We start from the raw sequence: 13,190 nt of genomic DNA, 5'->3' as shown, positions 1-13,190 counted from the left end.
TTTTTGTCAGCCCCGAAGAGCGTTGCCGCTCTCGTCGAAGCGGTGAATGCGCGCAGGATCCGGCATCAGCGACACCCGGTCGCCGGCATGCAGGCTCAATTCGCCGATGTAGCGCGCCGTCAGCATGCCGAGCGCGCCGGCATCGACGTAGAGGAAGGTGTCACTGCCGAGATGCTCGGCCACCGCAATGGTGCCCTGCCAGCCGCTGGCGCCATCGCGTTCGATCTTCAGATGCTCCGGCCGGACTCCGATAGTGGCCGCGCCGCGTTGCAGGGCATTCTCGCCGGTGACGAAATTCATCTTGGGCGAGCCGATGAAGCCGGCGACGAAGAGATTGGCGGGTCGCTCGTAAAGCTCCAGCGGCGAGCCATACTGCTCGATCTTGCCGCCGTTGAGCACGACGATCTTGTCGGCCATGGTCATGGCCTCGACCTGATCGTGGGTGACGTAGATCGCGGTGGTGCCGAGCTGCTTCTGCAGCCGGGTCACCTCGATGCGCATCTGCACGCGCAGTGCGGCATCGAGGTTGGAGAGCGGCTCGTCGAACAGGAACGCCTTGGGCTCGCGCACGATGGCCCGGCCGATCGCGACGCGCTGGCGCTGGCCGCCCGAGAGCTCGCGCGGCTTGCGGTCGAGGTAGGACGTGAGATTCAGCGTCGCGGCGGCCGCCTCGACCTTGCGGTTGATCTCTTCCTTCGGCAGGCCCGCCATCTTGAGGCCGAAGCCGATATTGCCGCGCACGCTCATATGTGGATAGAGCGCGTAGGACTGGAACACCATCGACAGTCCGCGCTTGGCAGGCGGCGTATCGACGACGTTCTTGCCATCGATCAGGATCTTGCCGCCGCTGACGTCCCCGAGCCCCGCGATCAGCCGCAGCAGCGTGGTCTTACCGCAGCCGGAGGGACCGACGAATACGACGAAGGAGCCGTCGGCGATATCGAGGTCGGCGCCCTTGATGATGTGCACCGGGCCGAAGGATTTCTGCACGCCCTGAAGTGTGATCTGACCCATGATCCGGCAGCCCCCTATTTTACCGCGCCAAAGGTGAGCCCGCGCACGAGCTGTTTCTGGCTGAACCAACCGAGGACGAGAATGGGCGCGATCGCCAGCGTGGACGCCGCCGACAGTTTTGCCCAGAACAGCCCTTCGGGGCTCGAATAGGAGGCGATGAACGTGGTGAGCGGCGCAGCGCTCGAAGTGGACAGATTCAGCGTCCAGAACGCCTCGTTCCAAGCCAGGATCAGATTGAGCAGCAGCGTGGACGCCAGCCCCGGGATCGCCATCGGCGTCAGCACGTAGACGAGCTCGCGACCGATCGTGGCGCCGTCCATGCGCGCGGCTTCGAGGATGTCGCGCGGGATCTCCTTGAAATAAGTGAAGAGCATCCAGATGACGATCGGCAAATTCCCGAGGCACAGGATGAAGACGAGGCCGATGCGGGAATCGAGCAGCCCGAAGCTCTTGTAGATCAGGTAGATCGGCACCAGCACGCCGACCGGCGGCATCATCTTGGTCGAGAGCATCCAGAGCAGGATGTCCTTGGTGCGCTTGGTCGGCGAGAACGCCATCGACCAGGCCGCCGGAATGGCGATCAACAGCGCAATGAGCGTCGAGCCGCCGGCGATGATGATCGAGTTCATCGCGTGGTGCAGGTAGTCGCTGCGCTCCTGCACGGTCGCGTAATTTTCCGTGGTCCAGTGGAAGAACAGGAAGGATGGCGGGATCGCGAATGCCTCGAGCTCGGTCTTGAAGCTCGCCAGCCCCATCCACAGGATCGGAAAGAAGATCAGGAAGCCGAACAGCCAGGCCGCCGCCGTCGATATCATCACCCGCCGCGTCGTCGCCATCCGCGCCATGTCAGGCCTCCAGGTTGCGGCCGACGATGCGGACCAGGAAGAAGGCGACGATGTTGGCGATCACCACCGCGACGAGCCCACCCGCGGAGGCGCTGCCGACGTCGAACTGGATCAGCGCCTGCGAATAGATCAGGAAGGCGATGTTGGTGGTCTGCAGGCCGGGCCCGCCGCCCGTGGTGACGAAGATCTCGGCGAACACCGTCAGCAGGAAGATGGTCTCGATCAGGATCACCACCGTGATGGGACGCGCAAGGTGCGGCAGCGTGATGTAGATGAAGGTCGAGACGGCGCTCGCACCGTCCATCTCGGCGGCCTCCTTCTGCTCCTCGTCGAGCGATTGCAGCGCGGTGAGCAGGATCAGGGTCGCGAACGGCAGCCATTGCCAGGTCACGATCAGAATCACCGCGAGCAGCGGCACGTCGTTGAACCAATCGATCGGTGTCAGGCCGAACAGCGAGGCGAGCCAGGCGAACAATCCCGACACCGGATGCATCAACAGATTCTTCCAGACCAGCGCGCTCACCGTCGGCATCACGAAGAACGGCGCGATCACCATCAGCCGCACGAAATTGCGGCCGATTACGGGTTGGTCCATCAGCAGCGCCAGGGGAATGCCGAGCAGGATGGTCAGCGCCAGCACCGAGCCGACCAGCACCAGCGTGTTCTGGAGCGAGGCCAGGAAGGCAGGATCGGTGAGGAAGTAGCGGAAGTTTTCGAGGCCGACGAACGATTCCGAGCCGGGATCGAGCAGGCTGTAATGCAGCGTCGAGAAGTAGATCGTCAGCGCCAGCGGGACGATCATCCAGATGAACAGCAACCCGACGGCGGGGGTCAGGAGCGACCGCGCAAGAAGCTGCGTCTGCCGGGTTGCCATTCTTGGCGCTCCGCTCGGAGGAAGAAGGGCGGCCATCCAGCAAGGATGGATGGCCGCAATTTTGAGCTCAGGGAGAGCTCGGGCTCACTTGATGTAGCCGGCGCGCTTCATCTCGCGCTCGGTAGCAGACTGCGCAGCCGTGAGCGCTGCATCAACCGTGGTCGATCCCGCAAGCGCCGCCGAGAACTGCTGGCCGACCTGCGTGCCGATGCCCTGGAATTCAGGGATCGCGGCGTATTGCACGCCGACGTAAGGAACGGGTTTCACCGTCGGCTTGTTGGGATCAGCGGCGTCGATCGAGGCCAGCGTCAGTTTCGCGAACGGCGCGACCTTCAGGTACTCATCGTTCTGGTAGAGCGAGGTGCGCGTGCCCGGCGGCACGTTGGCCCAACCCTCCTTCGACGCAACCAGCTTGGTGTAGTCCTTGCTGGTTGCCCAGGCGATGAACTTTTCTGCGGCTTCCGTCTTCTTGGAGCCGGCGGGAATCGCGAGATTCCAGGCCCACAGCCAGTTGGCATTCTTGCCGAGCCCGGTGTTGGGCGCGAGCGCGAAGCCGACCTTGTCGGCGACCTTGGACTCCTTGGGGTTGGTGACGAAGGACGCCGCGACCGTCGCGTCGATCCACACCGCGCATTTGCCGGCGTTGAACAGCGCCAGATTCTCGTTGAAGCCGTTGGAGCTGGCTCCGGGAGGGCCGGCTTCCTTCATCAGGTTGACGTAGGTGGTGAGTGTCGTCTTCCATTCCGGCGTGTTGAACTGCGGCTGCCACTGCTCGTCGAACCAGCGCGCGCCGTAGGAATTGGCCATCGCCGAGAGGAACGCCATGTTCTCGCCCCAGCCTGCCTTGCCGCGCAGGCAGATGCCGTAGGTGCCGGCGCTCTTGTCGGTGAGCTTCTTGGCCGCATCGATCACGAAATCCCAGCTCGGCTTTTCCGGCATCTTCAGGCCGGCCTTCTCGAATAGGTCGGTGCGATACATCACCATCGAGCTCTCGCCGTAAAACGGGGCGGCGTAGAGCTTGCCGTCGGCGGAGACCGCGTCCTTGATCTTGGGCAGGAGGTCGGCGACGTCGTAATCGGCGCCGAGGTTGGCGAGCGGCACCAGCCAAGCCTTCTTGGCCCAGATCGGCACCTCGTACGTGCCGATGGTGAGGACGTCGAACTGGCCGCCCTTGGTGGCGATGTCGGTGGTGACGCGCTGGCGCAGCACGTTCTCCTCCAGCGTCACCCATTTGACGGAAATATCAGGGTTCTTCTTGGTGAACTCACTCGTCAGCCCCTGCATGCGGATCATGTCGCCATTGTTGACGGTGGCGATGGTCAGGGTCGTTTCGGCCATCACTGGGACAGCCAGCATCAGGCAAGACGCGCCGCACACGGCGCCCAGGACATGTTTCACGGTGACCTCCCCTCAATTCGCGTTTTGGGCATATGCCCACGCGTTGGGCGTATGTTCAGCGCAAGCGTGACGGGTTGTCAAGCAGCCGCGTGGGGGTTTGCGCGACTTATGAGTGCTGCGGTGCGGGAGGGATGGAATATCCCCGGCACGGGAGCGACGGCAATTGTTGGGAATGAGCGCCGCGGCTTGCTCCACCTCTCCCGCAAGCGGGAGAGGTCGTATCGCATCGAAGATGCGATACGGGTGAGGGCTTTCTCCTCTTGGGGATTCTCACTGAGGAGGCACCCTCTCCCCAGCCCTCTCCCGCAAGCGTGAGAGGGAGCGCACTGTCCATTGCCGCGCGAACCGCCCTACCGCTCCAGAATTGCCCTTGCCGTCGCCTCGTCCGTGATCAGCCCGTTGATCAGGCCACCATTCAGTGCCGCCGCGATGGCCGGAACCTTGGCCGCGCCCACCGCCGCACCGATCGTCGTGGTCTTCGCCGGCACTTCCGGAGGGATGCTGGTGAGGCGCTTGTTGGTGCCGGCCTTGAGCAGGCGGCCCTTGGCGTCATAGGCCCAGCCGGTGATCTCGCCGATGGCGCCGAGCCGCATCATCTCGAACAATTCGTCCCGGGTGACGAAGCCGTCGATGTGCACCTGCGCCTTCTGGTCCATCTGGCCGATGCCGACGAGGCGCAAGTCGGCCCTGGCCGCGACCGCCTTAACCTTCGCGATCGGCTCGATGCGCACCATCTTGTTGCGCTCGTCCTCCGACGACATCAGGAACGGCAGCGGCATCGGATAGTGCCGCGCGCCGGTGCGGTCGGCGAGCCGGCCTACGGTGTCGTAGAAGCTCGCCGAGCCGTCGGCGGAGATGTTGCCGACCAGCGAGACGATCTGGTGATTGGGCCGCTCGATCGGCGTGACGCGTTCGACCGCAGCGCGCACCGCCCGGCCCGTCCCGAGCGCGACGATGACGGGTGTCTCCGAGCGCAGCGTGGAATCGAGCAGATTGGCGCAGCGCTCGGCAATTCCAGCCACCGCCTGCGGCGCGGCAGGATCGGCCGGTACCACCTCGCAGTGAACGAGGTCGAACCTTTGCTTCAGGCGCGCCGCCAGCTCCATGCACGCCGCGATAGGATGTTCGAGACGGAAGGTGATGAGCCGCTCGGCGAGGCACAGCGAGACCAGCCGCTGCGCCGAGGCGCGTGAGACCTGCAGCATCTTTGCGATCTCGTCCTGGGTGTGGCCGGCAATGAAATAGAGCCAGCCGGCGCGCGCGGCGTCATCGAGTCTCGACTTGTCGTTCTCGGCGGCCATGCGCGCTCACACCTCCCAGAGATCGCTCATATGCGCGAAGACCCGATCAGCCCCGGCAGCGGATAATATAGCCCGGCCGTCGCGGCCGCGATAATGGACGCCGCCGACAAATCCCCAGACGGTCATGCCGGCCGCCTTGCCTGCCTGCACGCCGCTGACGCTGTCCTCGATCACCAGCGTGCGCGAGGGCGGCGTGCGCATGTTCTCGGCTGCGTGGAGAAAGAGATCGGGCGCCGGCTTGCCATGCCTAACCATCTGCGCAGTGTAGATCCGATCGCCGAAATATGCCCGAAGACCGGTGACGTCGAGCGAGAGCGAGACGCGGTCGAGGTCGCTCGACGAGGCCACACAGAACGGCACGGTCAGCCCGGAGATCGCCGCCTCCACCCCGGGGATCGGCGCGAGCGAGGTGGCAAACGTCTCCAGCACGCGCGTCTTCAATCGGGGCAGGAATCCATCCGGCACGACCTGATCGAGATCGCGATAATGTTGTTCAATGGCCTTGGTGCTGCGCCCAAGAAACAGCTCGAGCGCCTGCTCCTCGCTGAGCACGAGACCGAATTCGGCCAAGACCTCGGACAGGCAGCGGCAACTCAACAGTTCGCTGTCGACGAGCACGCCGTCGCAGTCGAAGATGATCAGATCGGGTTCTCGCGGGCCGTGGTCCATTCCACTATTCGATCATATGCCCGCGACATGAGCAATAGCTCACCAGAAAACCGTGCGACACCGGTGCCGCATCAATGGGCCACCTGCCGGTAGATCGCCGGCAGCGCCGCCGGCAATCGCTTGATGTTGCCGACGATGGCATAGCCGGTCCGCCCGAACAGGGGTCGGAAAATATGATTGCGCCGCCGCGTCGATCGTCACGCCGAACACTGCAATCCCGAGCCTGCGCGCTTCCTGCACGGACTTCCTGGTGTCTTCGACCGCAAAGCGCCCTTCATAATGGTCGACATCGTTCGGCTTGCCGTCGGTGAGGACGAGCAGCAACTTCTTGCGCAGTGGCTGGCGCGCAAGCCCGGCGGCGGCATGGCGCACCGCCGCGCCAATGCAGGGGCCATTGCGACGCTGCACAGCAGGAGGCACCTGCTGTTCATGGTCTCAGACAGTTCCATTCCCAGGTCTTGGCTTCCTTGCCTCGTGCGCTAGTATTGCACTCCACCCGACTGGATGAGTTGGCCATGCCAGAGATCATCAACCTTGGCGCGCTGCAATTAACATTCCTACAGAGCAAGGACGACACCGCGGGCGGCCTCGATCTGTTCGAGATGACATTGCAGCCGAACGCGCGCATGCCGATTCCGCATTATCACGATCGCTGGGACGAAACGATCTATGGACTTAGCGGCATCTCGACCTGGCGGATCGAAGCAAAGGACATTGACGTCGCGCCGGGCGAAAGCCTGTTCATCAAGCGCGGCGTGGTGCACGGCTTCATCAACCGTTCGCCGCGACCGGCGACCTGCCTGTGCATCCTCAGCCCCGGCGTACTCGGCCCACAATACTTCAGGGACATGGCGGGTCTGCTATCGGCCGGCTCGCCTGATCCGGCCAAAATGAAGGAAACGATGCTGCGTTACGGGCTGGTTCCGGTGATGCAATCCTGAGGATGAGTGCGGCGCAAGAAGCCGAACGTTCGCATGGCTACGGTTCGATCGCGCGCTTAGCCCTTCCATCGGCGTCGCTGAAAATGGTGGGCACGGCGCGTTGCGCCTTTGCCCACCCTCCAGGACCGTCGGTGCGGCTATCTCCGCTGATTGTACACGTCGATGCACACCGCGCCGAGCAGCACCAGACCCTTGATGACCTGCTGATAGTCGATGCCGATGCCGAGGATGGACATGCCGTTGTTCATCACACCCATGATCATGGCGCCGACCACGGCGCCGCCGACCCGCCCGACCCCGCCATAGGCCGAGGCGCCGCCGATGAAGCAGGCGGCGATGACGTCGAGCTCGAAGCCGAGGCCGGCCTTAGGCGTTGCGGTGTTGAGCCGCGCGGCGAAGACGAGGCCGGCGAGCGCGGCGAGCACGCCCATGTTGACAAAGGTGAGGAAGGTCAGCCGCTCCGTCTTGATGCCCGACAGGCTCGCCGCTTTGGCGTTGCCGCCGACGGCGTAAATCTGCCGGCCGATCACGGTGCGGCGGGTGACGAAGCCGTAGAGTGCGATCAGGGCACTCATGATCACGAGCACGTTGGGCAGGCCGCGATAGGTCGCGATCAGATAGGTGAAGTAGAGCACGGCGCAGGCCAGCACGATGCTCTTGCCGAGAAAGAACCCGTAAGGCTCGACCTCGATGCCGTGCGACTGCTCGCGCGACCTTCCCTTGGCACTCGCATAGACGAGGCCGAGCGCGAGCAAGGCACCGATCAGCATGGAGGTCGGATGCAGCGTGCCGGCCTCGGGCAGCAGTTCCGGGATAAAACCTGAGGACAGCTTCTGGAAGGTCGCCGGGAACGGCCCGAGTGACTGGCCCTGCAAGACCGCGAGCGCCAGGCCCTTGAACACGAGCATGCCGGCCAGCGTGACGATGAAGGACGGGATCTTGAAATAGGCCACCCAATAGCCCTGCGCCGCACCGATCGCGGCGCCGAGCGCGAGGCAAGCGATGAAGGCGAGCGTGTAATCGACCTTGTAGGTCACCATCAGCAAGGCCGCCACGGCGCCGATGAAGCCTGCGACCGAGCCGACCGAAAGGTCGATATGGCCGGTGACGATGACCAGCAGCATGCCCAGCGCCATGATGACGATATAGCTGTTCTGCAGCACCAAGTTGGTGAGGTTGAGCGGCTGCAGCAGCGTGCCGCCGGTCACGACCTGGAAGAACAGCATGATCGCAACCAGCGACATCAACATGCCGTAATTGCGCAAATTGTTCTTGATGAAGCTGCCGTGCCGGCGCTCCTCGGGCAGCGAAACCGTCTTGTCGGTCATGGCTGCGATCCTCCCATCTCCGCGGCCGCGGGCGCGGCGTTTCCAATGCTTCGTTCGTTGCGCATGATGGCGCGCATGATCTTTTCCTGTGTCGCCTCTGAGCCCTTGAACTCGCCGACGAAGGCGCCGTCGTTCATGACGCAGATGCGGTCGCAGATACCGAGCAGCTCGGGCATCTCCGAGGAGATCACCACGACGCCGCGACCGGCTTCCGCAAGCTCGTTGATGATACAGTAAATCTCATATTTGGCACCGACGTCGATACCTCTCGTCGGCTCGTCCAGGATCAGGACCTTGGGGTCGGTCATCAGCCATTTCGACAGCACGACCTTCTGCTGGTTGCCGCCGGAGAGCTGGCCAGTCTCCTGGTAGACGTCGGCGCAGCGGATGCGCATGCGGTTGCGGTAGTCGCTGGCGACCTTGAGCTCGGCGATGTCGTCGATCACCCTGCTAGGCGCGACCTGGTCGAGGCTCGCGAGCGTAATGTTCTTGCGGACGTCGTCGGCGAGGATCAGGCCGAGCTGCTTGCGGTCCTCGGTGACGTAGGCAAGGCCGGCGTCGATCGCGGCGGCGACGCTCGGCAGCGCGATCTCACGGCCTTCGAGCCGGATAATGCCGCTGATATTGGTACCCCAGGAGCGGCCGAACAGGCTCATGGCGAACTCGGTGCGCCCTGCCCCCATCAGCCCGGCAATGCCCACGACCTCGCCGCGCTTGACGCCGAAACTGACGTTCTTGATCACCTGCCGCTCGGGATGGATGGGGTGATAGACCGACCAGTTCTCGACGTCGAGCACCGGCTCGCCGATCTTCACGTTGCGCTCCGGGAAGCGGTGCGCCATATCGCGGTTGACCATGCTGCGGATGATGCGGTCTTCCTGGATCGGCTCGGCATGGCAGTCGATGCTGTCCACCGTGCGGCCGTCGCGCAGCACGGTGATGTGGTCGGCGACCTTGGCGACTTCGTTCAGCTTGTGCGAGATCAGGATCGAGCCGATACCCTGCTCGCGGAATGCCATCAGGCGTTCGAGTAGCGCGGCGCTGTCGGCCTCGTTGAGGCTCGCGGTCGGCTCGTCGAGGATCAGCATCCGCACCCGCTTGGACAGCGCCTTCGCGATCTCGACCAGCTGCTGCTTGCCGACGCCGAGATCGGTGATCAGCGTATCCGGCGATTCCTTCAGGCCGACCTGCGCCAGCAGCTCGCGCGTGCGCCGGTAGACCTCGTCGCGGTCGATGACCCCGAACTTCGACGGCGGATGCGACAGGAAGATGTTCTCCGCAATCGACATCAGCGGGATCAGCGCCAGCTCCTGATGGATGATGATGATGCCCAGCGCCTCGGAATCATTGATGTCGCGGAAGCGGCGCTCCTCGCCCTCGAAGATGATGGTGCCCTCGTAGCTGCCGTGCGGATAGACCCCACTCAGCACCTTCATCAGCGTCGACTTGCCGGCGCCGTTCTCGCCGACGAGCGCATGGATCTGCCCGGCGCGAACCGAGAAGTTGACGTCGCGCAACGCCTGCACGCCGGCAAAGCTCTTGCTGACGTTGCGCATCTCCAGCATGGCGGTCATGGCCATCGTTTCCTTGAAAAAGCTTATCCTTCCGCCGTCATTCCGGGGCGATGCGCCGGGGCCGCGAAGCGGGCCTGGAGCATCGAACCCGGAATCTCGAGGTTCCGGGTTCGATGCTTCGCATCGCCCCGGAACGACGGAGCACTCACTTACTGGAACTGCGACTTCTTGTAGTAGCCGCTGTCGACCAGCACCTTCTCCCAATTGTCTTTGTAGACCACAACCGGCTTGAGCAGGTAGGACGGCACGGTCTTGACGCCGTTCTCGTAGGTCTTGGTGTCGTTGACGGTGACCTCCTTGCCCGCGAGCGCGGCGTCGACCATGTCAGCGGTCACCTTGGCGAGGTCGCGGGTGTCCTTGAAGATGGTCGAGTACTGGTCGCCGCGGAGCATGGCCTTGATCGAAGGCACTTCGGCATCCTGGCCCGAGATGATGGGCATCGGCTGGCCGGCACTGCCGTAACCGACGCCCTTCAGCGAGGAGATGATGCCGATAGAGAGGCCGTCATAGGGCGACAGCACGGCGTGGACCTTCTTGTTGCCGTAGTAGGCGCTGAGCAGATTGTCCATGCGCGCCTGCGCGGTGGCGCCGTCCCAGCGCAGGGTCGCCACCTTGTCCATGCCCATCTGACCGGACACCACGACGAGCTTGCCGCTGTCGATATACGGCTTCAGCACGCTCATGGCGCCGTTGTAGAAGAAGTAGGCATTGTTGTCGTCGGGCGAGCCGCCGAACAGCTCGATGTTGAAGGGACCCTTGCCGTCCTTCAGGCCGAGACCTTGCACGATCGACTCTGCCTGGAGCACGCCGACCTGAAAGTTGTCGAAGGTCGCGTAATAGTCGACGTTCGGCGTGCCGCGGATCAGGCGGTCATAGGCGATCACGGTGATGCCTTTTGCCTTCGCCTGCTTGAGCACGTCGGACAAGGTGGTACCGTCGATCGCGGCGATCACCAGCGCCTTGGCGCCCTTGGTCACCATGTTCTCGACCTGGGAGAGCTGGTTCGGGATGTCGTCCTCGGCATATTGCAGGTCGGTGTTGTAGCCGCGTTCCTTCAGCACCTTGACCATGTTGTTGCCGTCGTCGATCCAGCGCGCCGAGGATTTTGTCGGCATGGCGATGCCGACCGTCGCCTTCTGGGCGAAGGCAGTGACGCCTGTAGCCATCGTGGCGGCACCGGCCAGCGCCAGCGCGAGAAATGTCGTCTTCAGTTTCAGCATGTTTCACTCCCTTTGGGTGTCAGACTTTCTTCGTAAGTTCGAGAACGACGGTCGTGTACGGCTTGGGCCTCCTATGCGAGCTTGACGTCGGGTTCCGCGCGTCCGCGCGCGGTTGCTTCGAGCAGAAAGGTGCAGCCGGCTTGCGGATCGGCAGCGCGTGCCGCATCGTCCATGTCCTGCCAGGCCGACGTGACGAGCAGGCGCGACAGGTCGGGGCCGACGAAGGCGGGGCAGCTCGCCTGCATCGCCGGCACGCTGAGCGACCGCAGGCGCTCGCCTTGCGGCGAGTAGACGTCGATCCGGCTCGCCCCCCAGCACGCATTCCAGATCTGCCCGTCGGCGTCGCATACCGAACCGTCGAGACCGCCTATGCCGCTGTGGCGCAACAGCACCTCCGGCTCGCCACGCGGCAGGCCGGTCGCGGGGTTGAGCCGCACGGCATAGAGCACCGCGCGCGGCGTATCGGTAAAGTAGCCGGTGGCGCCGTCCGGCGAGAAGCAGATCGAATTGGGAATGCTGATGCCCGGAAACAGCGTCGATATCTTGCCGCGATGAAGCGCGTAGATCGCGCCTGCCTTCGGCTCGGCTTTCTTGCCCATGGTGCCGATCCAGAACGTACCGGATTGATGCACGCGGCAATCGTTTGAGCGCGTCGCCGGATTGTCCGCTTCGAGCGGACAGAACAGCGTCATCGCACCATCAGCGAGCTTGCGGATGTAGAGGCCGTCTTCGGCGACGATCAGCTGCCGCTCGGCGTCGATGCGCCCCAGCGCGCTCGCCATCCGACCGAGCGCGTGGATGCGGACAGAACCGCTGCTGAGTTGCGCCTCGAACAGCTTGGCTTCGCGAATGTCGAACCACCAGGCCGTGTCGGTGGTCACGTCATAGGTCGGGCCTTCGCCGAGATGGCAAGGATGATCCGAGAGGACAGTCGTTGGCACCTGCTCCATCATGGCGACCTCACCGAAAAACGATACACCGTGTGATGGCGATAGACCTCGCCGGAATCGAGGCGCGGGCTCGGAAAGTCCGGCCGGTTCGGAGCGTCGGGCCAGATGTGCGGCTCGAGGCACATGGCGTCCGATTGGCGGATCAGCTTGCCACCCTTGCCCGACATCGTCCCGTCGAGATAATTGCCGGAATAGACCTGAAGTCCAGGCTGATTGGTGAGCAGCTCCATGATGCGCCCGGAGCGCGGCGCCTCCAGCCGCGCCGCGAGCGCAAGCTTGCCGTCGCGCCCGAGGCAATAGGTGTGGTCGTAGCCCCTGCCGTTTTGCAGTTGTGGGTCGCCTTCGCGGATCCGCTCGCCCACTGCCCGCGATTTGCGGAAATCGAACGGCGTGCCGGCCACGCTGCGCGGCGGCTCCGGCAGCGGAATGGCGGTGGGATCGATGGCGAGGAACTGCTCGGCGGCGACCAGCAGACGGTGATCGAGAATGGACGTCCCCGACGTCGCACCCTCGAGGTTGAAGAAACTGTGGTTGGTCAAATTGACGATGGTCGGCCGGTCGGTCCGCGCTTCCATCAGCAGCGACAACTCAGTCGGGCCGGTGATGCGATAGGTCAGGCGGACGTCGAGCCTGCCCGGATAATTCTCCTCCCCGTGCGGGCTGACATAAGTGAGCGTCACGGCGGGCTCGGCGCCCTCGTCGATGTCCGCGATTTCCCAGAGCTTGCGATCAAAACCGTCGAGCCCGCCATGCAATGCATTTGGTCCGTTGTTGACGGCAAGCTGCACCGTCTCGCCTTGAAGCGAAAACTGTCCGCTGGCGATGCGGTTGGCATAGCGGCCGACGGTGGCGCCCAGAAACTTCCGTTCGGCGAGATAGCCGGCGAAGGCATCATGGCCAAGCACGACATCGTCGTATTCGCCCTTGGCATCCGGCGCGATCAGCGCTTGCAGCACCGCGCCGTGGCTGATGATGCGCGCCTCGAAGCCGCCCTGCCCACGCAGCACGACGCGCTCGACCTTTCGGCCGTCGGGCAGCGTCCCGAACACGTCCCTTGTGATTGTTGATGCGGCCAT

Annotated in this window: 12 protein-coding genes and 1 pseudogene; 1 reads left to right on the top strand and 12 read right to left on the bottom strand. The window is 63.9% G+C overall.

The genetic code is table 11. From position 1 onward, the window contains the following. Nucleotides 1-6: 6 nt before the first annotated feature. The 7 genes and pseudogenes from HZZ16_RS01025 to HZZ16_RS00995 form a co-directional block, all read right to left on the bottom strand. Complete coding sequence (locus HZZ16_RS01025; RefSeq protein ID WP_197946606.1) at nucleotides 7-1,014, bottom strand: ABC transporter ATP-binding protein; 1,008 nt, start codon at nucleotides 1,012-1,014, stop codon at nucleotides 7-9. Between the two features lie 14 nt (nucleotides 1,015-1,028). Next, a complete protein-coding gene (locus HZZ16_RS01020; protein ID WP_197946605.1) occupies nucleotides 1,029-1,859 on the bottom strand; it encodes a carbohydrate ABC transporter permease in 831 nt (276 codons plus the stop codon). Nucleotide 1,860: 1 nt separating this feature from the next. Next, nucleotides 1,861-2,733 (bottom strand): carbohydrate ABC transporter permease, encoded by an 873-nt coding sequence (locus HZZ16_RS01015; protein ID WP_197946603.1) that lies wholly within the window; start codon nucleotides 2,731-2,733, stop codon nucleotides 1,861-1,863. Nucleotides 2,734-2,817: 84 nt separating this feature from the next. After that, nucleotides 2,818-4,131: an ABC transporter substrate-binding protein gene (locus HZZ16_RS01010; protein ID WP_197946601.1), complete on the bottom strand. Its 1,314-nt coding sequence runs from the start codon at nucleotides 4,129-4,131 to the stop codon at nucleotides 2,818-2,820. 350 nt (nucleotides 4,132-4,481) lie between these two features. Next, nucleotides 4,482-5,432 (bottom strand): sugar-binding transcriptional regulator, encoded by a 951-nt coding sequence (locus HZZ16_RS01005; protein WP_197946600.1) that lies wholly within the window; start codon nucleotides 5,430-5,432, stop codon nucleotides 4,482-4,484. Nucleotides 5,433-5,438: 6 nt separating this feature from the next. Continuing rightward, nucleotides 5,439-6,101: an HAD family hydrolase gene (locus HZZ16_RS01000; RefSeq protein ID WP_197946598.1), complete on the bottom strand. Its 663-nt coding sequence runs from the start codon at nucleotides 6,099-6,101 to the stop codon at nucleotides 5,439-5,441. A gap of 71 nt (nucleotides 6,102-6,172) precedes the next feature. Then, nucleotides 6,173-6,485 (bottom strand): annotated as a pseudogene (locus HZZ16_RS00995) (VWA domain-containing protein); the annotation flags it as partial. A 131-nt stretch (nucleotides 6,486-6,616) separates the two neighbouring features. Here HZZ16_RS00995 and HZZ16_RS00990 point away from each other — a divergent pair. After that, nucleotides 6,617-7,042 carry a cupin domain-containing protein gene (locus tag HZZ16_RS00990; protein ID WP_172784321.1) on the top strand — a complete coding sequence of 142 codons (426 nt, stop codon included), beginning with the start codon at nucleotides 6,617-6,619 and terminating at the stop codon, nucleotides 7,040-7,042. A gap of 137 nt (nucleotides 7,043-7,179) precedes the next feature. Here HZZ16_RS00990 and mmsB read toward each other — a convergent pair whose 3' ends face one another. The 5 genes from mmsB to HZZ16_RS00965 form a co-directional block, all read right to left on the bottom strand. After that, nucleotides 7,180-8,370, bottom strand: coding sequence for a multiple monosaccharide ABC transporter permease (gene mmsB, locus HZZ16_RS00985; RefSeq protein ID WP_197946596.1), 1,191 nt, complete (start codon nucleotides 8,368-8,370; stop codon nucleotides 7,180-7,182). Next, the gene (gene mmsA, locus HZZ16_RS00980; RefSeq protein ID WP_283815743.1) at nucleotides 8,367-9,944 is read right to left on the bottom strand and encodes a multiple monosaccharide ABC transporter ATP-binding protein; all 1,578 of its coding nucleotides are present in this window, start codon (nucleotides 9,942-9,944) and stop codon (nucleotides 8,367-8,369) included. The genes mmsB and mmsA overlap by 4 nt, the downstream gene beginning before the upstream one ends. 149 nt (nucleotides 9,945-10,093) lie before the next feature. After that, a complete protein-coding gene (gene chvE, locus HZZ16_RS00975; RefSeq protein WP_197946592.1) occupies nucleotides 10,094-11,164 on the bottom strand; it encodes a multiple monosaccharide ABC transporter substrate-binding protein in 1,071 nt (356 codons plus the stop codon). Nucleotides 11,165-11,235: 71 nt separating this feature from the next. Further along, nucleotides 11,236-12,114 (bottom strand): SMP-30/gluconolactonase/LRE family protein, encoded by an 879-nt coding sequence (locus HZZ16_RS00970; RefSeq protein WP_197947249.1) that lies wholly within the window; start codon nucleotides 12,112-12,114, stop codon nucleotides 11,236-11,238. Beyond that, on the bottom strand, nucleotides 12,114-13,190 hold the full coding sequence (locus HZZ16_RS00965; RefSeq protein WP_197946590.1) for an aldose epimerase family protein: 1,077 nt from the start codon (nucleotides 13,188-13,190) through the stop codon (nucleotides 12,114-12,116). Before HZZ16_RS00965 ends, HZZ16_RS00970 begins: the two co-directional genes overlap by 1 nt.

It is taken from the genome of Bradyrhizobium glycinis (assembly GCF_016031655.1).
In the GTDB taxonomy this organism is placed as follows: domain Bacteria; phylum Pseudomonadota; class Alphaproteobacteria; order Rhizobiales; family Xanthobacteraceae; genus Bradyrhizobium; species Bradyrhizobium glycinis.
Note: the sequence above shows the minus strand (reverse complement) of the source record. Positions and strands in the feature narration are given on the sequence as shown.

Bases quoted from the DNA above. Each gene is read 5' to 3' on its own strand.
- HZZ16_RS01025 (WP_197946606.1), bottom strand. From the start codon at position 1,014: ATGGGTCAGATCACACTTCAGGGCGTGCAGAAATCCTTCGGCCCGGTG.
- HZZ16_RS01020 (WP_197946605.1), bottom strand. From the start codon at position 1,859: ATGGCGCGGATGGCGACGACGCGGCGGGTGATGATATCGACGGCGGCG.
- HZZ16_RS01015 (WP_197946603.1), bottom strand. From the start codon at position 2,733: ATGGCAACCCGGCAGACGCAGCTTCTTGCGCGGTCGCTCCTGACCCCC.
- HZZ16_RS01005 (WP_197946600.1), bottom strand. From the start codon at position 5,432: ATGGCCGCCGAGAACGACAAGTCGAGACTCGATGACGCCGCGCGCGCC.
- HZZ16_RS01000 (WP_197946598.1), bottom strand. From the start codon at position 6,101: ATGGACCACGGCCCGCGAGAACCCGATCTGATCATCTTCGACTGCGAC.
- HZZ16_RS00990 (WP_172784321.1), top strand. From the start codon at position 6,617: ATGCCAGAGATCATCAACCTTGGCGCGCTGCAATTAACATTCCTACAG.
- mmsB (WP_197946596.1), bottom strand. From the start codon at position 8,370: ATGACCGACAAGACGGTTTCGCTGCCCGAGGAGCGCCGGCACGGCAGC.
- mmsA (WP_283815743.1), bottom strand. From the start codon at position 9,944: ATGACCGCCATGCTGGAGATGCGCAACGTCAGCAAGAGCTTTGCCGGC.
- chvE (WP_197946592.1), bottom strand. From the start codon at position 11,164: ATGCTGAAACTGAAGACGACATTTCTCGCGCTGGCGCTGGCCGGTGCC.
- HZZ16_RS00970 (WP_197947249.1), bottom strand. From the start codon at position 12,114: ATGGAGCAGGTGCCAACGACTGTCCTCTCGGATCATCCTTGCCATCTC.
- HZZ16_RS00965 (WP_197946590.1), bottom strand. From the start codon at position 13,190: ATGGCCGCATCAACAATCACAAGGGACGTGTTCGGGACGCTGCCCGAC.